This window comes from Micromonospora sp. ZG13 (assembly GCF_059359355.1).
Genome location: NZ_JCADBQ010000001.1, coordinates 430,085 through 451,994, shown reverse-complemented (window position 1 = coordinate 451,994; position 21,910 = coordinate 430,085). Strand labels below are relative to the sequence as shown.

Sequence of the window (21,910 nt, the reverse complement as noted above, 5' to 3'; positions counted from 1 at the left end):
ATCGTGGCGGCGCCCCGTTCCGTGTCCGTTGTGGCATGCTCGGCCGGTGCGCCTGGAGAACGTCTGGCTGCGCTACCGGCGGCGGGGACCGTGGGTGCTGCGGGAAGCCGCGGTGCGGGTCGGCCCCGGTGAGGTCGTGGTCGTGCTCGGTCGCAACGGCGTGGGCAAGTCGACCCTGCTCCAGGTGGCGGCCGGGGTGCTGCGGCCGAGCCGGGGGCGGGTGACCGGTCGACCCCGGCAGGTCGGGTGGGTGCCGGAGCGCTTCCCGGCCGACCAGCCGTTCACCGTCGCGCACTACCTGACCGCCATGGGCCGGGTCGCCGGCCTCGACCCGGCCGCCACCGCCCACGCGGTCGACCACTGGACGTCCCGGCTGGGCCTGGCCGGGTTCCACCGCGTCCGGCTGCCGGAGCTGTCCAAGGGCACCGCCCAGAAGGTCGGCCTGGCCCAGGCGATGCTGCGTACGCCCGGCCTGCTGGTGCTCGACGAACCGTGGGAGGGCCTCGACGCCGCGACCCGGGACCTGGTCCCCGCGCTGATCGACGAGGTGGCCACGGCGGGCGGTTCGGTGCTGGTCAGCGACCACCGTGGCGAGATCGCCCGGCTGCCCGGCGCCCGCCGCTGGACGGTGGCGGACGGCACGGTCACCGAGGCCGCGCCGTCGGCGGACGCGCCGCTCGCTGTGGTCGAGGTCGCGGTCCCGGCCGCGCGGGTCGAGGGCACCGTCGCCCGGTTGCGCGCCGAGGGCCACCGGATCGTCGGCGTACGCCGGCCCGCCGCGCCCGCCCCCGACGGGCCGTTGCCGGGGGCCGTGGACGCCGTGGGGGCCCCGGAGGCCACGGGCGGGACCACCGGAGGGTCGTCGTGACCGCGCTGCTCCGGCTGCGGCTGGCGGGCTTCCTGCGTACGGGACGCGCGTTGGCCCCGGTGCTGGCCGGCCTGGTGGCGCTCGGCGTCCTCTACGGCGGCGGGCGGGCACAGCCGGGGGAGGCGTACGGCGTCTCGGCGGTGGTGCTCTTCCCGGTGCTCGCGTGGCAGACCAAGGTGCTGCTGGACGTCGAGCCGGACGTGCAGCGCCGGCTGGCCCAGGCACTCGTCGGGGTACGCCGGGAGCGGCTGGCGGGGCTGCTGGCGGCCGGCGTGGCCGGGCTCGGCACGGTGGCCGTCGCGCTGGTCTTCCCGTGGCTCGTCGGCGGGGTCGCCGGCCCGGTCGAGCCGGGCGACCGGTCGGTGCCGGTGGGCGTCGCCGTCGGGCTGTGGGCGCACCTGCTGGCCGTACCCGCGGCGGTGGCGCTCGGGGCGCTGGCCAGCCGCGCGTCGACGGGCAGCGCCGGCTACGGCGTCGCGGTGCTCGCGCTCGGCGGGGTCGGCGCGGTCGTGCTCGGCCTGGGCGGGTCCGTGGCGCCGTGGCTGGCGCCGCCGGTGATGGCGACCGCGCGGGCCGCCGCCGACGGGCTGGCCGCGTCGACCGTGGTGCTGCACACCGCCTGGGCGGCGGCCTGGAGCGCGGCGGCCGGCGCCGCCTACCTGTGGCGGCGGCGCTTCCGGCCCTGACGGTGCCGGCCCTGACGGTGCCGGCCCTGACGGTGCCGGCCCTGACGGTGCCGGCCCTGACGGTGCCGGCCCTGACCGTGCCGGCCCTGACACCGATGCCGGCCCTGACCGAGGCCGGCGCGTCCGGTTCGTGGGCGTGACCGGCGTGGGCCCGCCGCCGCTCGGGGAAGCCGGGGTGGCCGCTCCGGGGCGGGTCGGGTGACCAGGGCCACGTCGGGGGCGATTTGGTGGTCGTGGGGGTCCTCGCGTAACCTGGGCCGCGAAGTTCCACCCAGAGACCGCTGGTCACCGTGCCCCGGCACGGTCGAAGGTCCCGCGACTACGGGCGACCCGCGCAGGGCGGTAAGCGAAAATCGGTGCTGAGCATGGTCCGCCGACCGTGTCCTTGTGCCGGCCCTCGCCCCGTGCGCCCTGCGCCGGGGCTTTTCTCGTTGTCGTGGCGCCTGCGCCCCCGTCGAAAGCTCCGGCCGACGACGGTGACCGGCCTCGAGTAACGAGAGAGGAGGGACATGGCGGACAAGCCGATCCGGGCCGACAAGGCCACGGCCGTCGCTGAGCTGACCGAGAGCTTCCGCAACGCGGGTGCCACGGTGCTGACCGAGTACCGCGGTCTGACGGTTTCCCAGCTCACGCAGCTGCGGCGCTCGTTGGGTCAGGAGACCAGCTACACGGTCGCGAAGAACACGCTCGCGAAGCGTGCCGCGACTGACGCTGGCATTTCCGGCCTCGACGAGATGTTCACCGGTCCTACCGCGCTGACTTTCGTTTCGGGCGACGTCGTCGAGGCGGCGAAGGGGCTTCGCGACTTCGCGAAGGCCAACCCGAAGCTCGTCATCAAGGGCGGTGTCTTCGAGGGCAGGGCCATCACCGCGGCCGAGGTCACGAAGCTCGCCGACCTGGAGTCCCGCGAGGTGCTGCTGGCCAAGCTGGCCGGCGCGATGAAGGGCAACCTGAGCAAGGCCGCGGCCCTGTTCCAGGCCCCGCTGTCGAAGACCGCCCGCCTGGCGGCCGCCCTGCAGGACAAGCGCGAGAAGGAGGGCGCCGAGGCGGCCTGAGGCCCCGCGGCGCACCCAGTTCTTACCTAACAGATTCAGGAAAGGACGCCAGACATGGCGAAGCTCAGCACCGACGAGCTGCTCGACGCGTTCAAGGAGATGACGCTGATCGAGCTCTCCGAGTTCGTGAAGCAGTTCGAGGAGACCTTCGAGGTCACCGCCGCGGCTCCGGTCGCCGTCGCCGGCCCGGCCGGCCCGGCCGCCGCCGCCCCGGTCGAGGAGGAGAAGGACGAGTTCGACGTCATCCTCGAGGCCGACGGTGGCAAGAAGATCCAGGTCATCAAGGTCGTGCGCGAGCTGACCGGCCTGGGCCTCAAGGAGGCCAAGGACCTGGTCGAGGCCGCTCCGAAGGCCGTCCTGGAGAAGGCCAACAAGGAGACCGCCGAGAAGGCGAAGACCAAGCTCGAGGGCGAGGGCGCCAAGGTCACCCTCAAGTGACCTGACGCACCACCAGGCGCGCGTCCGGCTCGGGTGAGCCGGGGCACACGCGTCACGGCGGGCGGTGATCCGACACTGGATCGCCGCCCGCCGTCTTGGTGGATCCGGCGGCAGGCGCGGTGAGCAGGGCGTGGGCACTCCGAAGCGGTCGGTTGCCGCGCCCCGGCGGTAGCCCGTGGGTGGGAAAGAAGCAGCGACCCGGATGCCGGGCCTTGACGCGGCCCCGGGCTGACAGGCACGCTGACACAGCAAGACCTTCCGCGCTTGCAACGGCCACCACTTGGGTAATGGCAGCGGCGACACCGTCGGCTGCGACACCTGAGCGGCCCGGCAGGAACGTCGCGTTCCGAGCGGCCCGGTGAGACCCTGTTCGAGGGGTCCCGAGGCACGTTCCGCGACGACCTGCGGGGTGGGCTGGACAGCGGTTAGCCTCTCGGCTACACTGCTAGTTTGCGCTGCCTTCCGACTTGACCCCTGCTCGGAAATGTCCGTTTACGGATATTTCTGGTGGGGTCATTGGAGTGCACGCGTACCAGCCGTTATGCAGCACCGGTCCTCGGAAGGACGCATCTTGGCAGCTTCCCGCCCTGCGAAGACCAGTCGTACGTCGAGCGCATTCGCTCCCCGCCGAGTTTCATTCGGCAGGATCACCGAACACCTCGAGGTCCCCAACCTCCTCGCCATTCAGAACGAGTCCTTCGACTGGCTCGTCGGCAACGAGGCTTGGCAGGGCCGGTCGGCGGACGACCCGCACGCACGCTCGGGTCTCGCGGAGATCCTCGACGAGATCAGTCCCATTGAGGACTTCTCCGGCACCATGTCGCTCTCCTTCTCGGCTCCGCGCTTCGACGAGGTCAAGGCCTCGATCGAGGAGTGCAAGGAGAAGGACCTGACCTACTGCGCCCCGCTGTTCGTGACCGCGGAGTTCACCAACAACACCACCGGCGAGATCAAGAGCCAGACGGTGTTCATGGGTGACTTCCCGATGATGACGCCGAAGGGCACCTTCATCATCAACGGCACCGAGCGCGTCGTGGTCAGCCAGCTCGTCCGTTCGCCGGGCGTCTACTTCGACAAGCAGCCGGACAAGACCTCCGACCGCGACCTCACCAGCGTCAAGGTCATCCCCAGCCGGGGTGCCTGGCTCGAGTTCGACATCGACAAGCGCGACACGGTCGGCGTCCGCATCGACCGCAAGCGCCGGCAGGCCGTCACGGTCCTGCTCAAGGCCGTCGGTTGGTCGGCCGAGCGGATCCGCGAGCGGTTCGGCTGGTCCGAGCTGATGATGACCACGCTCGAGAAGGACCACATCGCCGGCGCGGACGAGGCGTTGCTCGACATCTACCGGAAGCTCCGCCCTGGCGAGCCGCCGACGCGCGAGAACGCCCAGACCCTGCTCGACAACCTCTTCTTCAACCCGAAGCGGTACGACGTCGCCAAGGTCGGTCGTTACAAGTTCAACAAGAAGCTCGAGCTGGAGGTGCCGATCACGACCGGCACCCTGACCGAGGACGACATCGTCGCCACCGTGGAGTACCTCTGCCGGCTGCACGCCGGTGAGGACGGCTACGAGGCCGACGACATCGACCACTTCGGCAACCGGCGCCTGCGTACCGTGGGCGAGCTGATCCAGAACCAGGTCCGGGTCGGTCTGTCCCGGATGGAGCGCGTCGTCCGCGAGCGGATGACGACCCAGGACGTCGAGGCGATCACGCCGCAGACCCTGATCAACATCCGTCCCGTGGTGGCGGCGATCAAGGAGTTCTTCGGCACGTCGCAGCTGTCCCAGTTCATGGACCAGACCAACCCGCTGGCGGGTCTGACCCACCGGCGCCGGCTGAGCGCGCTCGGCCCGGGTGGTCTGTCCCGGGAGCGGGCCGGCTTCGAGGTCCGCGACGTACACCCGTCCCACTACGGCCGGATGTGCCCGATCGAGACGCCCGAAGGCCCGAACATCGGTCTGATCGGCGCGCTGTCCACCTTCGCCCGGGTCAACCCGTTCGGCTTCATCGAGACGCCGTACCGGAAGGTCGTCGACGGTCGGGTCACCGACCAGATCGACTACCTGACCGCGGACGAGGAGGACCGGTTCGTCAAGGCGCAGGCGAACGCGCCGCTGAAGGCGGACGGCACGTTCGCCGAGGACCGCGTCCTGGTGCGTCGTAAGGGCGGCGAGACCGAGGACGTCGCGCCGTCGGCCGTGGACTACATGGACGTCTCGCCGCGGCAGATGACCTCGGTCGCGACCGCGATGATCCCGTTCCTCGAGCACGACGACGCCAACCGCGCGCTGATGGGCGCGAACATGCAGCGCCAGGCGGTGCCGCTGGTCAAGGCCGAGTCCCCGCTCGTCGGCACCGGCATGGAATACCGTGCCGCGGTCGACGCCGGTGACGTGGTCGTCGCCGAGGTCGGTGGCGTCATCGAGGACCTCTGCGCCGACTACATCACGATCCACCAGGACGACGGCCACCGCCGCACGTACCTGCTGCACAAGTTCCGCCGCTCCAACGCCGGCTCCTGCGTCAACCAGAAGCCGGTCGTCTTCGAGGGCGACCGCGTCGAGGCCGGCCAGGTCATCGCCGACGGTCCCTGCACCGACGAGGGCGAGATGGCGCTCGGGCGCAACCTGCTCGTGGCGTTCATGTGCTGGGAGGGCCACAACTACGAGGACGCGATCATCCTGTCGCAGCGCCTCGTGCAGCAGGACGTCCTCACCTCGATCCACATCGAGGAGCACGAGGTCGACGCGCGGGACACCAAGCTCGGCCCGGAGGAGATCACCCGCGACATCCCGAACGTCAGCGAGGAGATGCTCGCCGACCTCGACGAGCGAGGCATCATCCGGATCGGCGCCGAGGTCGTCCCCGGCGACATCCTGGTCGGCAAGGTCACGCCCAAGGGTGAGACCGAGCTGACCCCGGAGGAGCGGCTGCTCCGCGCGATCTTCGGTGAGAAGGCGCGCGAGGTCCGGGACACCTCGCTGAAGGTGCCGCACGGCGAGACCGGCACGGTCATCGGTGTGCGTACCTTCTCCCGCGAGGACGGCGACGAGCTGCCCCCGGGCGTCAACGAGCTGGTCCGGGTCTACGTCGCCCAGAAGCGGAAGATCCAGGACGGCGACAAGCTCGCCGGCCGGCACGGCAACAAGGGCGTCATCTCCAAGATCCTGCCGATCGAGGACATGCCGTTCCTGGAGGACGGCACCCCCGTCGACATCGTGCTCAACCCGCTGGGTGTGCCGTCCCGGATGAACATCGGCCAGGTGCTGGAGACGCACCTCGGCTGGGTGGCGAAGACGGGCTGGAGCGTCGACGGCGACGACGCCGAGTGGAAGCGCCAGCTGCGCTCCATCGAGGCGCACGAGTCCGAGCCGGACACCAACGTGGCCACGCCGGTCTTCGACGGTGCCCGCGAGGAGGAGATCTCCGGCCTGCTGTCGTCGACCCTGCCCAACCGGGACGGCAAGCAGCTGATCGGTTCCACCGGCAAGGCGCAGCTGTTCGACGGCCGCTCCGGCGAGCCGCTGCCGGACCCGATCGCGGTCGGCTACATCTACATCCTGAAGCTCAACCACCTGGTCGACGACAAGATCCACGCCCGGTCGACCGGTCCGTACTCGATGATCACGCAGCAGCCGCTGGGTGGTAAGGCGCAGTTCGGTGGCCAGCGCTTCGGCGAGATGGAGTGCTGGGCGATGCAGGCGTACGGCGCCGCCTACGCCCTGCAGGAGCTGTTGACGATCAAGTCCGACGACGTCCTCGGCCGGGTGAAGGTCTACGAGGCCATCGTCAAGGGCGAGAACATCCCGGAGCCGGGCATCCCGGAGTCGTTCAAGGTGCTGCTCAAGGAGCTCCAGTCGCTGTGCCTCAACGTCGAGGTGCTCTCCAGCGACGGTGTGGCCCTGGAGATGCGCGAGACCGACGACGAGGTGTTCCGCGCTGCGGAGGAGCTGGGCATCGACCTGTCCCGGCGCGAGCCGAGCTCGGTCGAAGAGGTCTGAGGTGGTGGTTCGGGGCAGGGTCACCCTGCCCCGGACCCCGCCGGTTAGCTAGCAGTACAGACGACGACATAGGGGACATAGTGCTCGACGTCAACTTCTTCGACGAGCTGCGCATCGGCCTCGCCACCGCTGACGACATCCGTCAGTGGTCGCACGGTGAGGTCAAGAAGCCTGAGACGATCAACTACCGCACCCTGAAGCCGGAAAAGGACGGGCTCTTCTGCGAGAAGATCTTCGGTCCGCAGCGGGACTGGGAGTGCTACTGCGGTAAGTACAAGCGGGTCCGGTTCAAGGGCATCATCTGCGAGCGCTGCGGCGTCGAGGTGACCCGGTCGAAGGTCCGCCGTGAGCGGATGGGGCACATCGAGCTCGCCGCTCCGGTGACCCACATCTGGTACTTCAAGGGCGTGCCGAGCCGGCTGGGCTACCTGCTGGACCTCGCCCCCAAGGACCTCGAAAAGATCATCTACTTCGCCTCGTACGTCGTGACGAGCGTGGACGCCGAGTCGCGTCACCGTGACCTCTCGACGATCGAGAACGAGATCCTGGCCGAGAAGCGGCAGGCCGAGAACAGCCGCGACTCGGAGATCGAGAAGCGGGCCACCAAGCTCGAGGCCGACCTGGCCGAGCTGGAGGCCGAGGGTGCCAAGGCGGACGTCCGGCGCAAGGTCAAGGAGGGCGGAGAGCGCGAGATGCGCCAGATCCGCGACCGGGCCCAGCGCGAGATCGACCGCCTCGACGAGGTGCTGGACACCTTCCGCAAGCTGGAGCCGAAGCAGCTCGTCACCGACGAGCTGCTCTACCGCGAGCTGCGCGACCGCTTCGGCGAGTACTTCACCGGCGGCATGGGCGCCGAGGCCATCAAGGCGCTGGTCCAGAACATGGACCTCGACGCCGAGGCCGAGAACCTGCGCGAGACCATCCGCTCCGGCAAGGGGCAGCGGAAGATCCGGGCGCTCAAGCGGCTCAAGGTCGTCGCGGCGTTCCTGAACACCCGCAACTCGCCGCTCGGCATGGTGCTCGACTGCGTGCCGGTCATCCCGCCGGACCTGCGCCCGATGGTGCAGCTCGACGGTGGCCGCTTCGCGACCTCCGACCTGAACGACCTGTACCGCCGAGTGATCAACCGGAACAACCGCCTCAAGCGGCTGATCGACCTCGGCGCGCCCGAGATCATCGTCAACAACGAGAAGCGGATGCTCCAGGAGGCCGTCGACGCGCTGTTCGACAACGGCCGCCGCGGCCGGCCGGTCACCGGGCCGGGCAACCGCCCGCTGAAGTCGCTCTCCGACATGCTCAAGGGCAAGCAGGGCCGGTTCCGGCAGAACCTGCTCGGCAAGCGCGTCGACTACTCCGGCCGTTCCGTCATCGTCGTCGGCCCGAAGCTCAAGCTGCACCAGTGCGGCCTGCCCAAGCAGATGGCGCTGGAGCTGTTCAAGCCGTTCGTGATGAAGCGGCTGGTCGACCTCAACCACGCGCAGAACATCAAGTCCGCCAAGCGGATGGTCGAGCGGCAGCGTCCGGTCGTGTGGGACGTGCTGGAAGAGGTCATCGGCGAGCACCCGGTGCTGCTGAACCGGGCGCCGACCCTGCACCGCCTGGGCATCCAGGCCTTCGAGCCGCAGCTCGTCGAGGGCAAGGCCATCCAGATCCACCCGCTGGTCTGCACCGCGTTCAACGCCGACTTCGACGGTGACCAGATGGCGGTGCACGTGCCGCTGTCCGCCGAGGCCCAGGCCGAGGCGCGGATCCTGATGCTGTCGTCGAACAACATCCTCAAGCCGGCCGACGGCAAGCCCGTCACCATGCCCACCCAGGACATGGTCATCGGCCTCTACCACCTCACCCACCTCACCGCGGGCGAGAAGGGCGAGGGCCGGGCGTTCAGCTCGGACGCCGAGGCGCGGATGGCGTACGACAACGGCGAGCTGCACCTCCAGGCCCCGGTGAAGATCCGCCTGCGGGGCGTGGTCGGGGTCGACAACGGTGCCGGCGCCGAGGCGTGGACCGCCCCGGAGGGCTGGGTCGAGGGCGAGCCGCTGACCGTGGAGACGACCCTCGGTCGGGTGCTGTTCAACGAGACGCTGCCGCAGGGCTACCGCTTCGTGAACTACGAGATCCGCAAGGGTCAGCTCTCCGCGATCGTCAACGACCTCGCCGAGCGCTTCCCCAAGGTGGCGCTGGCCGCCACCCTGGACGGGCTCAAGGAGGCCGGCTTCCACTGGGCCACCTGGTCCGGCGTGACGATCGGCATGGAGGATGTCATCGCCCCGCCGCGCAAGCGGGAGATCCTGGAGCGGTACGAGAAGGAAGCCGACCAGATCGACAAGCAGTACCAGCGCGGTCTGATGACCCCGGAGGAGCGTCGCGGCGAGCTCATCCAGATCTGGACCAAGGCGACCAACGAGGTCGCCAAGGAGATGGACACCGCCCTGCCGCAGGAGAACCCGCTGTGGAAGATGATCAACTCGGGCGCCCGCGGTAACCTCCTCCAGCTCCGGCAGATCGCGGCGATCCGTGGTCTGGTGGCCAACCCGAAGGGCGAGATCATCCCGCGGCCGATCAAGGCCAGCTACCGGGAGGGTCTGTCCGTGCTGGAGTACTTCATCTCCACGCACGGTGCCCGCAAGGGTCTCGCGGACACCGCCCTGCGTACCGCCGACTCGGGTTACCTGACCCGTCGTCTGGTGGACGTCTCGCAGGACGTCATCATCCGCGAGGAGGACTGCGGCACCGACCGCGCCATCCCGATGCAGATCGGCGAGCGGATCGACGGCAAGCTGGTCGTGCACGAGCACGCCGAGACCAGCGTGCACGCCCGGACGCTGGCCGACGACATCAAGGGGCCGGACGGCGTCGTCGTCGCCGAGCGGGGTCAGGACATCAACTCGATCCTGGTCGACAAGATCGTCGCCGCCGGGACGGAGACGGTCCGGGTGCGCAGCGTGCTCACCTGCGAGTCGAAGCTGGGCGTCTGCGGTGCGTGCTACGGCCGCTCGCTGCCGACCGGCAAGACCGTGGACGTCGGCGAGGCGGTCGGCATCATCGCCGCCCAGTCGATCGGTGAGCCGGGTACGCAGCTGACGATGCGTACCTTCCACACCGGTGGTGTCGCGGGTGAGGACATCACCCAGGGTCTGCCCCGTGTGCAGGAGATCTTCGAGGCCCGGGTCCCGAAGGGTAAGGCGCCCATCGCCGACACCCCGGGTCGGATCCGGATCGAGGACGGCGAGCGTTCGCGGAAGATCATCGTGGTGCCGGACGACGGCAGCGACGAGATCGTCTACGACAAGATCTCCAAGCGGGTCCGCCTGCGTACCCACGACGGCGGTCACGTCGCGGTCGGCGAGAAGCTGACCGAGGGCACCATCGACCCGCACGAGCTTCTGCGGATCATGGGTCCGCGGGCGGTCCAGGTCCACCTGACCAGTGAGGTCCAGGAGGTCTACCGCTCGCAGGGTGTGCTCATCCACGACAAGCACATCGAGATCATCATCCGCCAGATGCTCAAGCGGGTGACGGTCATCGACTCCGGCTCGACCGAGTTCCTGCCGGGCGTGCTGGTCGACCGGGCGCTGTTCGAGTCGGAGAACCGCCGACTCGTCTCCGAGGGCGGCGAGCCCGCCGCCGGCCGTCCGGTGCTGATGGGTATCACCAAGGCCTCGCTGGCCACCGACTCCTGGCTCTCGGCGGCCTCCTTCCAGGAGACCACCCGGGTGCTGACCGACGCGGCGATCAACTCGCGTAGCGACTCGCTCGTCGGCCTCAAGGAGAACGTGATCATCGGTAAGCTCATCCCGGCCGGTACGGGCATCAGCAAGTACCGCAACGTCCGGGTCGAGCCGACCGAGGAGGCGAAGGCCAAGGTCTACTCGATGACCGGCTACCCCGAGACCGACTACGGCTTCGGCCCGGCCAGCGGCCAGGCCGTTCCGCTGGACGACTTCGACTTCGGGTCGTACCGCTAGGCAGCATGATCGACGAGGCCCCCGGCACGCGCCGGGGGCCTCGTCGTGTCCGGGCCCGGGGTGGCCCGTGCGGGCGTCGCGGCGCGGCGGACCGGGGCATGATGGGGGCATGACGACCGCACCCGGGCAGGCGCCCGTCGCCCAGCCGGGGCCGCCCCGCCATCCGCTCGATCCGGACCCGGTCCGGGCCACGAAGGCGCGCGCGGTCTTCGCACTGGGCCTGATCGGCGCGTTGACCGGCCTGTTCATCGGCGGCATCGTGCCGGCCACGGTGGCGCTCCAGCTCGCGCGCCAGGCGCGCCGGGAGGCGTACGCCTCGGGGGGTTTCCTGACCGGCGCGGCCTGGCTGCGTCGGGGGGAGCGGCTGGCCTGGGCGGGCCTGGTGCTGGCCGCCGTCAGCGTGGTGGCCGCGGTGGTCCTCGGGGTGGTCCGGCTCGCCGACACGCCCTACGGGCAGGACTTCGCACCGAACGTGGACTAGCCCGACCGTCGGGGACGTGTCCGCGCCGGGCGCGGGCCGTCGGCCGGCGGCGGTAGCCTGGCCCGGGTGTCCGTCGCGCGGCGGTGGACGCCGACACGTCGACAGGAGGACCCGTGACGGAACCGGCGCGCCACCCCGGCGATCCCGTGGCGCCCCCCGCCGCGAATCCCGACGCCCCGCCCGGCGGGCAGTGGGCGCGGCCCGACACGGCCCAGAGCGGCCCGTCCGCGCCGGGCTACCCGCCGCCGGTGTCGCCCTGGGGTGCTCCGCCGGCTGCGGGGGAGCCGGGTCGGCTGTCCGTGTCGCCCTGGAGTGCCCCGCCGGCCGCGGGGGAGTCGGGTCCGTCGCCGGTGTCGCCCTGGGGCGCGGGGGAGTCGGGCCCGCCGTCCGTGTCGCCCGGGAGCACCTCGGCCGCGGTTCCGTCGCCGGCTCCGGGCTGGGGCCCGGGCCCGGCCGCCCCGCCCCCGCCCCCGCGCGAGGCCGCCCGGCCGCCGAAGCGGGTCGACCCGGTCGCGGGTACGCCGTTCGGCGTGGTGCACCTGGACGTGCCGCCGGTCACCTCCGGCCTGGCCGTGGGTTCGCTGGTTGCCGGCATCGTGTCGACCCTGGTCTCGCTGCTGGTGATCTGCGTCGGCGCGGTCGGCGGCGTGGGCGGCGCGTGGGCGGCCGGCGCGTTCACGGTGCTGGGCGTCCTGGCCGGCGCGGGCGCCGTCGTGGCCGGCCTGCTGGGGATGCGGCAGATCCGGCGCCCCGCGCCCCCGCCGGCGGTCCGGTTCACCGGGCGGGGCCTGGCGGTGGCCGGGGTCTGCTGTGGCGGCGCGGGGCTGGTGCTCAGCCTGCTCGGCCTGGGGCTGGCGTTGCTGCTGGGGCTCGGGTGACGGCCGTGCCCGCCCGGGGGGCCTGACCACCGCCGAGACGGGGTCGACGGGCCGCTCCACGGGGAAGCCGGTACACTGGGATCCGTAGGTGCCCACCACGGGCGGGTAGGCGCGACGGACTGGATCGGGCGGGCGGTGGACGCTCCGCCAGCCGCTCCGTTTTGACCTGTGCGGTTGTGGTAGGTACTCTTTCCCCTTGTGCCCGGGCAAGCCCGGGCAACTCGTGCGTGCGCTGGATCCGGTGAGCCGGAGATCGCGTGGGAGCACGACAAAGCCACAGAACCGGCGCGCGGCCTGCCGTGTGCCAGTGCAAGACCCGGTCGACACGCGCGAGCGTCGGCACCGGGACCGTGAGCTGGGCGACACGCCCGACCGCGGGTGCCGGGCCATCGCGAGGTGGCCCTGGTCGGAATGTAGGAGAGTCGGCCATCAGGTCGGCTACGGCAGACGGTGCGGCCGCCACCAGGCGGTCGAAGGGAGCGGAGAAACCCGGTGCCCACGATCCAGCAGCTGGTCCGAAAGGGCCGCCAGGCGAAGACGAGTAAGACCAAGACCCCGGCGCTGAAGGGTTCCCCTCAGCGGCGCGGCGTGAAGATCGTCCGCGGTTCGCTGGACACCCAGGGCGTCCGCAACCGTAAGCAGGCGCGCAGCCGTTACGGCGCGAAGAAGGAGAAGAGCTGACATGCCGCGCAAGGGACCCGCTCCGCGGAAGCCGCTGGTCGCTGACCCGGTGTACAACTCGCCGTTGGTCACCCAGCTGGTGAACAAGATCCTCCTGCGCGGTAAGCGTCAGCTCGCTGAGCGCATCGTCTACGCCGCCCTCGAGGGCTGCCGTGAGAAGTCCGGCACCGACCCGGTCGTCACCCTCAAGCGGGCGATGGACAACGTCAAGCCGACCCTCGAGGTGCGCAGCCGCCGCGTCGGTGGCGCCACCTACCAGGTTCCGGTCGAGGTGCGCCCCGCCCGGGCGACCACCCTGGGCCTGCGCTGGCTGGTCACCTACTCCCGCGCCCGTCGCGAGAAGACGATGATCGAGCGCCTGATGAACGAGCTGCTGGACGCGAGCAACGGCCTCGGTGCCGCCGTCAAGCGGCGCGAGGACACGCACAAGATGGCCGAGTCCAACAAGGCCTTCGCGCACTACCGCTGGTAACACCCTGGTTCCGGCGCCCTCGGGCGCCGGAACCGCCACCAGTTGTGTCGAGACGACGATAAGTAGGGATTGAAGTGGCCGCCGCAGACGCGCTCGCCAACGTACGCAACATCGGCATCATGGCCCACATCGATGCCGGTAAGACCACCACCACCGAGCGGATCCTGTTCTACACCGGCATCACGTACAAGATCGGTGAGGTCCACGAGGGCGGTGCCGTCATGGACTGGATGGAGCAGGAGCAGGAGCGTGGTATCACCATCACCTCCGCTGCTACCAAGTGTGAGTGGAAGGGCCACACGATCCAGATCATCGACACGCCCGGCCACGTCGACTTCACGGTCGAGGTCGAGCGTTCGCTGCGGGTGCTGGACGGCGCGGTCGCGGTCTACGACGGTGTCGCCGGCGTGGAGCCGCAGACGGAGAACGTCTGGCGGCAGGCGGACAAGTACAACGTCCCCCGGATGTGCTTCGTCAACAAGCTCGACCGGACCGGTGCCGACTTCTTCCGCTGCGTGCAGATGATGATCGACCGGCTGAACGCCACCCCGCTGGTGCTCCAGATCCCGATCGGCGCCGAGTCCGACTTCATCGGCGTCGTCGACCTGGTCGAGATGCGCGCCCTCACCTGGCGCGGCGAGACCCAGAAGGGTGAGGACTACGCGGTCGAGGAGATCCCGGCCGACCTCGCCGACTCCGCCGCCGAGTGGCGCGAGAAGCTGGTGGAGACCCTGGCCGACGTCGACGACGCGGTGATGGAGAAGTACCTGGAGGGCGAGGAGATCTCCGTCGAGGAGATCAAGGCCGCCATCCGCCGGGCCACCATCGGCGGCAAGGCCAACCCGGTCCTCACCGGCACCGCCTTCAAGAACAAGGGCATCCAGCCGATGCTCGACGCGGTCGTCGCGTACCTGCCGTCGCCGCTGGACATCCCGGCGATCGAGGGTACGGCCACCGACGGCGAGACCCCGATGCAGCGCAAGCCGTCGAAGTCGGAGCCCTTCTCGGGCCTCGCCTTCAAGATCCAGACGGACAAGCACCTCGGCAAGCTCACCTACGTCCGGATCTACTCCGGCACGCTCGAGTCCGGCTCCCAGGTGGTCAACTCCACCAAGGACCGCAAGGAGCGGATCGGCAAGATCTACCAGATGCACGCCAACAAGCGGGAAGAGCGCAGCTCGGCCCAGGCTGGCGACATCATCGCGGTGCAGGGTCTGAAGCAGACCACCACCGGTGACACGCTGTGCGACCCGGCGAACCCGGTCATCCTGGAGTCGATGACCTTCCCGGAGCCGGTCATCGAGGTCGCCATCGAGCCGAAGACCAAGGCCGACCAGGAGAAGCTCAGCACCGCCATCCAGCGGCTGGCCGAGGAGGACCCGACCTTCCGCGTCAAGCTGGACGACCAGACCGGTCAGACGGTCATCTCCGGCATGGGCGAGCTGCACCTGGACATCCTGGTCGACCGGATGCGCCGCGAGTTCAACGTCGAGGCCAACATCGGCAAGCCGCAGGTGGCCTACCGCGAGACCATCCGCCGCAAGGTGGAGAAGGTCGAGTACACCCACAAGAAGCAGACCGGTGGTTCCGGCCAGTACGCCCGGGTGATCATCAGCCTGGAGCCGCTGCCGCTGGGCAACGACGCACCGACCTACGAGTTCGCCAACGCGGTGACCGGTGGCCGTATCCCCCGGGAGTTCATCCCGTCGGTGGACGCGGGCGCCCAGGACGCCATGCAGTACGGCATCCTCGCCGGCTTCCCCCTGGTGGGCGTCAAGCTCACCCTGGTGGACGGCCAGTACCACGAGGTCGACTCGTCGGAAATGGCGTTCAAGATCGCCGGCTCGATGGCGATGAAGGAGGCGGCCCGCAAGGCCGACCCCGCACTCCTCGAGCCGATGATGGCCGTTGAGGTCACCACTCCTGAGGAGAACATGGGTGACGTCATCGGCGACCTCAACTCCCGCCGCGGCATCATCCAGGCGATGGAGGAGCGCAGCGGCGCCCGCGTCGTCAAGGCTCTGGTGCCGTTGTCGGAGATGTTCGGCTACGTCGGCGACCTGCGGTCGAAGACCCAGGGCCGGGCTAGCTACAGCATGCAGTTCGACTCCTACGCCGAGGTTCCGTCCTCGGTCGCGAAGGAGATCATCGCCAAGGCGACGGGTGAGTGACCCTCACCTGACGTGATCGATGATCCGGGGCGGTCGCGGGAGGGTGCTCCCCGCCCGCGACCACCTCGGTCGGGATGCGTGAGACCGGGCCTGTAGGCTTCATCGCCGCAGAACCCACCAAAGCTCTCCGGCCGTCAGGCCGGAAAGGCTGTCGACAGAGTCCTAAGCGCCGACCGGCGCGCCGGGGCGAACGAACCAAGAAGTCCACAGGAGGACCCAGTGGCGAAGGCGAAGTTCGAGCGGACTAAGCCGCACGTCAACATCGGCACCATTGGTCACATCGACCACGGTAAGACGACGCTGACGGCGGCCATCACCAAGGTCCTGCACGACCAGTACCCGGACCTGAACCCGTACACGCCGTTCGACGAGATCGACAAGGCGCCGGAGGAGAAGGCCCGCGGCATCACGATCTCCATCGCGCACGTCGAGTACCAGACCGAGGCGCGGCACTACGCGCACGTCGACTGCCCCGGTCACGCCGACTACATCAAGAACATGATCACCGGTGCCGCGCAGATGGACGGCGCGATCCTGGTGGTTGCGGCGACCGACGGCCCGATGCCGCAGACCCGCGAGCACGTGCTGCTGGCCCGCCAGGTCGGCGTGCCGTACATCGTCGTGGCGCTCAACAAGAGCGACATGGTCGACGACGAGGAGCTCCTGGAGCTCGTCGAGCTCGAGGTCCGTGAGCTGCTGTCGAACCAGGACTACCCGGGCGACGACCTGCCGGTCGTGCGGGTCTCGGCGCTGAAGGCCCTCGAGGGTGACCCCGAGTGGACCGGCAAGCTGCTGGACCTGATGACCGCGGTCGACACCGCGATCCCGCAGCCGGAGCGCGAGACCGAGAAGCCGTTCCTCATGCCCATCGAGGACGTCTTCACGATCACCGGTCGTGGCACGGTCGTCACCGGCCGGGCCGAGCGTGGCGTGCTCAAGCCGAACGAGGAGGTGGAGATCGTCGGCATCCGCGAGAAGTCGATGAAGACCACCTGCACCGGCATCGAGATGTTCCGCAAGCTGCTCGACGAGGCCCGCGCGGGCGAGAACGTCGGTCTGCTGCTGCGTGGCATCAAGCGCGAGGACGTCGAGCGCGGCATGGTCGTCATCAAGCCGGGCACCACGACCCCGCACACGGAGTTCGAGGCGACGGTCTACATCCTCTCCAAGGAGGAGGGTGGCCGCCACACCCCGTTCTTCCAGAACTACCGTCCGCAGTTCTACTTCCGGACCACGGACGTCACCGGTGTCGTCACCCTCCCCGAGGGCACCGAGATGGTCATGCCGGGTGACAACACCACCATGACGGTGAAGCTGATCCAGCCCATCGCCATGGAGGAGAACCTCAAGTTCGCGATCCGCGAGGGTGGCCGCACCGTCGGCGCCGGGTTCGTCACCAAGATCATCAAGTGAGCTAGGTAACCCCGATTAGACCCGCCGCCGGTCGTGCGGCATACTAGTCAGGTTGCGTAACGACAGTTCGCTGCCTGTGTTCGGCTTTCGCTGAACCTCCGGGTGGCAGAGCAGTCGAGCGTAGGGTGGTTGGCGGCCAGTCCGCCAACCACCCTCGCGCGGCGTTCAGGTCGCGGTAGTGCGATCGGCGCCTTGACCCACCGCGCGGTCAGAGTCGCTCCGGAGTCCCGGGGCGGAGCCTGGCCCGAGGGCGCGACACGCCCGACCGCGGGGGTCGGCGAAGTGGGCCTGTGCCAGCCGGTACAGGCGCCCGCAACACAGCGGCATCGAGAGAAGGAACAGAAGCCACCATGGCGGGACAGAAGATCCGCATCCGGCTCAAGGCCTATGACCACGAGGTCGTCGACTCCTCGGCTCGGAAGATCGTCGAGACGGTGACGCGTACCGGGGCGCAGGTCGCGGGCCCGGTGCCGCTGCCCACGGAGATCAACCGTTTCTGCGTTATCCGCTCGCCGCACAAGTACAAGGACTCGCGCGAGCACTTCGAGATGCGCACGCACAAGCGGCTGATCGACATCATCGACCCGACCCCGAAGACGGTCGACTCGCTCATGCGCCTCGACCTGCCGGCTGGCGTCGACATCGAGATCAAGCTGTAGGGACCGGACAAATGGACAGGCAAGTCAAGGGGATCCTGGGCGCAAAGCTCGGCATGACCCAGGTCTGGGACAACAACCGTGTTGTCCCGGTGACCGTGGTCGAGGCCGGCCCGTGCGTCATCAGCCAGGTTCGTAGCGCCGACAAGGACGGTTACTCCGCGGTCCAGCTGGCGTACGGCACGATCGACCCGCGCAAGGTCAAGAAGCCGATCAGCGGGCACTACGCGAAGGCCGACGTCGCGCCGCGGCGCCACATCGTCGAGCTGCGCACGAGCGACGCCACCGACTACTCGCTGGGCCAGGAGGTCACGGTCGAGGAGTTCCCGGCGGGGATGTCGATCGACGTGACCGGCAAGACCAAGGGCAAGGGCTACGCCGGCCCGATGAAGCGGCACGGCTTCCACGGTCTGCGCGCCAGCCACGGTGTCGAGCGCAAGCACCGCTCGCCCGGCTCCATCGGCGCCTGCGCCACCCCGGGTCGTGTCTTCAAGGGCACCCGGATGGCCGGCCGGATGGGTGGCGTGCGCTACACCGTCCAGAACCTGACCGTCCAGGCGGTCGACACCGAGAACAACCTCCTGCTCGTCCGTGGCGCCATTCCCGGCCCCAAGGGCGCGCTGGTCCTGGTCCGTACCGCGGCCAAGACCAAGGCGAAGAAGGGCGGTGCGGCCAAGTGACCACCGTTGACGTCCTCACCGTCGAAGGCTCCAAGAGCGGCTCCGTCGAGCTGCCCGCCGACATCTTCGACGTCCAGGCGAACGTCGCGCTGATGCACCAGGTCGTGGTGGCTCAGCTCGCGGCTGCCCGGCAGGGCACGCACAAGGTCAAGACCCGCGGCGAGGTCGCCGGCGGCGGCAAGAAGCCGTACAAGCAGAAGGGCACCGGTCGCGCCCGGCAGGGCTCGATCCGCGCGCCGCAGTTCGCCGGCGGTGGCGTCGTGCACGGCCCCGTGCCGCGCGACTACAGCCAGCGGACCCCGAAGAAGATGAAGGCCGCCGCCCTGCGTGGCGCCCTCTCCGACCGGGCCCGCGCCGGGCAGGTGCACGTCGTCGAGGCGTTCGTCTCGGGCGAGAAGCCGTCGACGAAGGCCGCTCTGGCCACGCTGGCGAAGCTGACCGAGGCCCGTCGGGTCCTGGTCGTGCTGAGCAGCACCGACGAGCTGAACTGGGTGTCGCTGCGCAACGAGCCGCGGGTGCACCTGATCGAGGCCGGCCAGCTCAACACGTACGACGTGCTGGTGGCCGACGACGTGGTCTTCACCAAGGACGCCCTGGACGAGTTCCTGGGTGTTCCCGCCGAGACCACCGAGGAGGGTGGCAAGTGAGCACGATCGCCGACCCGCGCGACATCATCGTGGCGCCGGTCGTCTCGGAGAAGAGCTACAGCGAGCTGAACCGCAACTGGTACACCTTCCTGGTGCACCCGGACGCGAACAAGACCGAGATCAAGATCGCGATCCAGCAGATCTTCGGCGTCCGCGTCCTGACGGTCAACACGCTCAACCGCCAGGGCAAGCGCAAGCGGACCAAGACCGGTTTCGGGCAGCGTAAGGCCACCAAGCGGGCGATCGTGAAGCTGGCTGACGGTGACCGTATCGAGGCCTTCGGCGGCCCGGTCAGCTGAGGGGTGTAGACAATGGCTATCCGTAAGTACAAGCCGACGACGCCGGGCCGGCGTGGCTCCAGCGTCGCCGACTTCGCTGAGATCACCCGGTCGACGCCCGAGAAGTCGCTGCTGGCTCCGCTGCCGAAGAAGGGCGGGCGTAACGCCCACGGCCGGATCACCACGCGGCACCACGGTGGCGGTCACAAGCGCCAGTACCGTCTGATCGACTTCAAGCGGGTCGACAAGGACGGCGTGCCGGCGAAGGTCGCCCACATCGAGTACGACCCGAACCGCACCGCGCGCATCGCGCTGCTGCACTACGCCGACGGCGAGAAGCGCTACATCATCGCGCCGAAGGACCTGAAGCAGGGCGACCGCGTCGAGTCCGGCCCGGGCGCCGACATCAAGCCCGGCAACAACCTGCCGCTGCGCAACATCCCGGTCGGTACCACCATCCACAACGTGGAGCTGCGTCCGGGTGGCGGCGCCAAGCTGGCCCGCTCGGCCGGCGTCGGCATCCAGCTGCTCGGCCGTGAGGGCGTGTACGCGACCCTGCGTATGCCGTCCGGCGAGATCCGGCGGGTCGACGTCCGCTGCCGCGCCAGCATCGGCGAGATCGGCAACGCCGACCAGTCGAACATCAACTGGGGCAAGGCCGGCCGCATGCGGTGGAAGGGCAAGCGCCCGACCGTCCGTGGTGTCGCGATGAACCCGGTCGACCACCCGCACGGTGGTGGTGAGGGTAAGACCTCCGGTGGTCGCCACCCGGTCAACCCGCAGGGTAAGCCCGAGGGCCGCACCCGTCGTAAGGGCCAGCCGAGTGACCGGCTGATCGTCCGCCGCCGCTACGCCACGCGTAAGCGCGGCTGAGGGAGATAAGACATGCCTCGCAGCCTGAAGAAGGGCCCGTTCATCGACGACCACCTGCTCAAGAAGGTGGAGACGCAGAACGAGAAGGGCTCGAAGAACGTCATCAAGACCTGGTCGCGGCGCTCGACGATCATCCCGGAGATGCTGGGCCACACGATCGCCGTGCACGACGGACGCAAGCACGTCCCCGTGTTCGTGACTGAGGCGATGGTCGGGCACAAGCTCGGCGAGTTCGCGCTGACCCGCACGTTCAAGGGTCACGAGAAGGACGACCGGAAGAGCCGTCGGCGCTGACGCCGCGGGCATACGGATAGAGGAACAAGGGGTTACAGCGATGCCAGGAAAGGGCGACGCTCCGGTGCTTCCGGGCGCGCGGGCGGTTGCGCGGCACGTGCGCATCTCGCCGATGAAGGCGCGCCGGGTGGTCAACCTCGTCCGCGGCCTGCCCGCGAAGGAGGCGCTCACGGTGCTGCAGTTCGCGCCGCAGGCTGCGAGCGAGCAGGTGTACAAGGTGCTCGCTAGCGCGATCGCCAACGCGGAGAACAACGAGCGGCTGGACCCCGACGCGCTGCTCGTCAGCGAGGCGTACGTCGACGAGGGCCCGACCATGAAGCGGTTCCAGCCGCGGGCGCAGGGCCGGGCGTACCGGATCCGCAAGCGCACCTGCCACATCACCGTCGCGGTCGAGGCGGTGGCGCCGGCCGCGCCGAAGAAGGCGGCCGCGAAGAAGGCGGCCCCGGCGAAGCAGGCGGAGCCGGCCGAGACGGCCGAGACGCAGAGCAAGACGGAGGGCGCCGAGTAATGGGTCAGAAGGTTCACCCGCACGGGTTCCGGCTCGGCATCTCGACCGACTGGAAGTCCCGCTGGTTCGCGGACAAGCTCTACAAGGACTACATCGGCGAGGACGTCAAGATCCGCCGCATGATGTCCAAGGGCCTCGAGCGCGCCGGCATCTCCAAGGTCGACATCGAGCGCACCCGGGACCGGGTCCGCGTCGACATCCACACCGCCCGGCCGGGCATCGTCATCGGCCGTAAGGGTGCGGAGGCCGACCGGATCCGCGGCGAGCTCGAGAAGCTGACCGGCAAGCAGGTCCAGCTGAACATCATCGAGGTGAAGAACCCCGAGTCGGACGCGCAGCTCGTCGCACAGGGTGTGGCCGAGCAGCTCTCCAGCCGGGTCAGCTTCCGTCGGGCGATGCGCAAGGCCATGCAGTCCGCGATGAAGAACCCGGTCTGCAAGGGCATCCGGGTCCAGGTCTCGGGCCGGCTCGGCGGCGCCGAGATGAGCCGGACCGAGTTCTACCGCGAGGGCCGGGTCCCGCTGCACACGCTGCGGGCCAACATCGAGTACGGCTTCTTCGAGGCCCGTACGAGCTTCGGCCGGATCGGCGTGAAGGTCTGGATCTACAAGGGCGACGCGGTGCCGGGTCGGGAGACTCCGGCCGAGGCGCCGTCGCGTCCGCGCCGTGACCGTGGCGACCGCCCCGAGCGGCCGCGCCGTGGCCGGTCCGGCTCGTCCGGCACGACCGCCGGCGGTACCGAGGCCGGCCGGGCCGCCGCCGCGACGACCATCGCGCAGCAGGCCGAGACGCCGAGTGGGGACGCGGTGGATCCCGCCGCCGTCGCCGCCGCGGCAGAAACGCAGCAGGAGGGCTGACAG

General features: G+C 69.6%; 20 protein-coding genes. All 20 read left to right on the top strand.

The window, feature by feature from the left end; all coding sequences use genetic code 11:
• Positions 1–46: 46 nt before the first annotated feature.
• The 20 genes from AC5L34_RS02140 (at position 47) to rpsC (ending at position 21,907) form a co-directional block, all read left to right on the top strand.
• Positions 47–868 (top strand): ATP-binding cassette domain-containing protein, encoded by an 822-nt coding sequence (locus AC5L34_RS02140; RefSeq protein WP_441175500.1) that lies wholly within the window; start codon positions 47–49, stop codon positions 866–868.
• Positions 865–1,554 carry a hypothetical protein gene (locus tag AC5L34_RS02135; RefSeq protein ID WP_441175501.1) on the top strand — a complete coding sequence of 230 codons (690 nt, stop codon included), beginning with the start codon at positions 865–867 and terminating at the stop codon, positions 1,552–1,554. The genes AC5L34_RS02140 and AC5L34_RS02135 overlap by 4 nt, the downstream gene beginning before the upstream one ends.
• A 509-nt stretch (positions 1,555–2,063) precedes the next feature.
• On the top strand, positions 2,064–2,609 hold the full coding sequence (rplJ, locus tag AC5L34_RS02130) for a 50S ribosomal protein L10 (protein WP_088998343.1): 546 nt from the start codon (positions 2,064–2,066) through the stop codon (positions 2,607–2,609).
• A gap of 54 nt (positions 2,610–2,663) precedes the next feature.
• Complete coding sequence (gene rplL / locus AC5L34_RS02125; protein WP_132230897.1) at positions 2,664–3,047, top strand: 50S ribosomal protein L7/L12; 384 nt, start codon at positions 2,664–2,666, stop codon at positions 3,045–3,047.
• A 571-nt stretch (positions 3,048–3,618) separates the two neighbouring features.
• On the top strand, positions 3,619–7,050 hold the full coding sequence (gene rpoB / locus AC5L34_RS02120; RefSeq protein ID WP_088998345.1) for a DNA-directed RNA polymerase subunit beta: 3,432 nt from the start codon (positions 3,619–3,621) through the stop codon (positions 7,048–7,050).
• An 80-nt stretch (positions 7,051–7,130) separates the two neighbouring features.
• Positions 7,131–11,018, top strand: a complete 3,888-nt coding sequence (locus tag AC5L34_RS02115) for a DNA-directed RNA polymerase subunit beta' (RefSeq protein WP_151453324.1) — start codon at positions 7,131–7,133, stop codon at positions 11,016–11,018.
• 109 nt (positions 11,019–11,127) lie between these two features.
• A complete protein-coding gene (locus AC5L34_RS02110) occupies positions 11,128–11,499 on the top strand; it encodes a hypothetical protein (protein WP_101412802.1) in 372 nt (123 codons plus the stop codon).
• Positions 11,500–12,029: 530 nt separating this feature from the next.
• Positions 12,030–12,377, top strand: a complete 348-nt coding sequence (locus AC5L34_RS02105) for a hypothetical protein (protein ID WP_441175774.1) — start codon at positions 12,030–12,032, stop codon at positions 12,375–12,377.
• Between the two features lie 492 nt (positions 12,378–12,869).
• Positions 12,870–13,058 carry a hypothetical protein gene (locus AC5L34_RS02100; RefSeq protein WP_441175503.1) on the top strand — a complete coding sequence of 63 codons (189 nt, stop codon included), beginning with the start codon at positions 12,870–12,872 and terminating at the stop codon, positions 13,056–13,058.
• Position 13,059: 1 nt separating this feature from the next.
• On the top strand, positions 13,060–13,530 hold the full coding sequence (gene rpsG / locus AC5L34_RS02095; RefSeq protein ID WP_077938296.1) for a 30S ribosomal protein S7: 471 nt from the start codon (positions 13,060–13,062) through the stop codon (positions 13,528–13,530).
• A 74-nt stretch (positions 13,531–13,604) separates the two neighbouring features.
• Entirely contained in the window at positions 13,605–15,701 is a 2,097-nt protein-coding gene (fusA, locus tag AC5L34_RS02090; RefSeq protein ID WP_088998348.1) for an elongation factor G, read from the top strand.
• A 219-nt stretch (positions 15,702–15,920) separates the two neighbouring features.
• The gene (tuf, locus tag AC5L34_RS02085; protein ID WP_088998349.1) at positions 15,921–17,114 is read left to right on the top strand and encodes an elongation factor Tu; all 1,194 of its coding nucleotides are present in this window, start codon (positions 15,921–15,923) and stop codon (positions 17,112–17,114) included.
• Between the two features lie 350 nt (positions 17,115–17,464).
• Positions 17,465–17,773 (top strand): 30S ribosomal protein S10, encoded by a 309-nt coding sequence (gene rpsJ / locus AC5L34_RS02080; RefSeq protein ID WP_007073037.1) that lies wholly within the window; start codon positions 17,465–17,467, stop codon positions 17,771–17,773.
• 11 nt (positions 17,774–17,784) lie between these two features.
• Entirely contained in the window at positions 17,785–18,450 is a 666-nt protein-coding gene (rplC, locus tag AC5L34_RS02075) for a 50S ribosomal protein L3 (protein WP_441175504.1), read from the top strand.
• The gene (gene rplD / locus AC5L34_RS02070) at positions 18,447–19,097 is read left to right on the top strand and encodes a 50S ribosomal protein L4 (protein ID WP_101412800.1); all 651 of its coding nucleotides are present in this window, start codon (positions 18,447–18,449) and stop codon (positions 19,095–19,097) included. Before rplC ends, rplD begins: the two co-directional genes overlap by 4 nt.
• On the top strand, positions 19,094–19,396 hold the full coding sequence (gene rplW / locus AC5L34_RS02065; RefSeq protein WP_357562406.1) for a 50S ribosomal protein L23: 303 nt from the start codon (positions 19,094–19,096) through the stop codon (positions 19,394–19,396). Before rplD ends, rplW begins: the two co-directional genes overlap by 4 nt.
• A 12-nt stretch (positions 19,397–19,408) precedes the next feature.
• On the top strand, positions 19,409–20,248 hold the full coding sequence (gene rplB, locus AC5L34_RS02060) for a 50S ribosomal protein L2 (protein ID WP_088998353.1): 840 nt from the start codon (positions 19,409–19,411) through the stop codon (positions 20,246–20,248).
• Positions 20,249–20,260: 12 nt separating this feature from the next.
• Entirely contained in the window at positions 20,261–20,542 is a 282-nt protein-coding gene (rpsS, locus tag AC5L34_RS02055) for a 30S ribosomal protein S19 (protein ID WP_013735950.1), read from the top strand.
• Between the two features lie 40 nt (positions 20,543–20,582).
• Complete coding sequence (rplV, locus tag AC5L34_RS02050) at positions 20,583–21,050, top strand: 50S ribosomal protein L22 (protein ID WP_088998354.1); 468 nt, start codon at positions 20,583–20,585, stop codon at positions 21,048–21,050.
• On the top strand, positions 21,050–21,907 hold the full coding sequence (gene rpsC / locus AC5L34_RS02045; protein WP_088998355.1) for a 30S ribosomal protein S3: 858 nt from the start codon (positions 21,050–21,052) through the stop codon (positions 21,905–21,907). Before rplV ends, rpsC begins: the two co-directional genes overlap by 1 nt.
• Positions 21,908–21,910 lie beyond the last annotated feature (3 nt).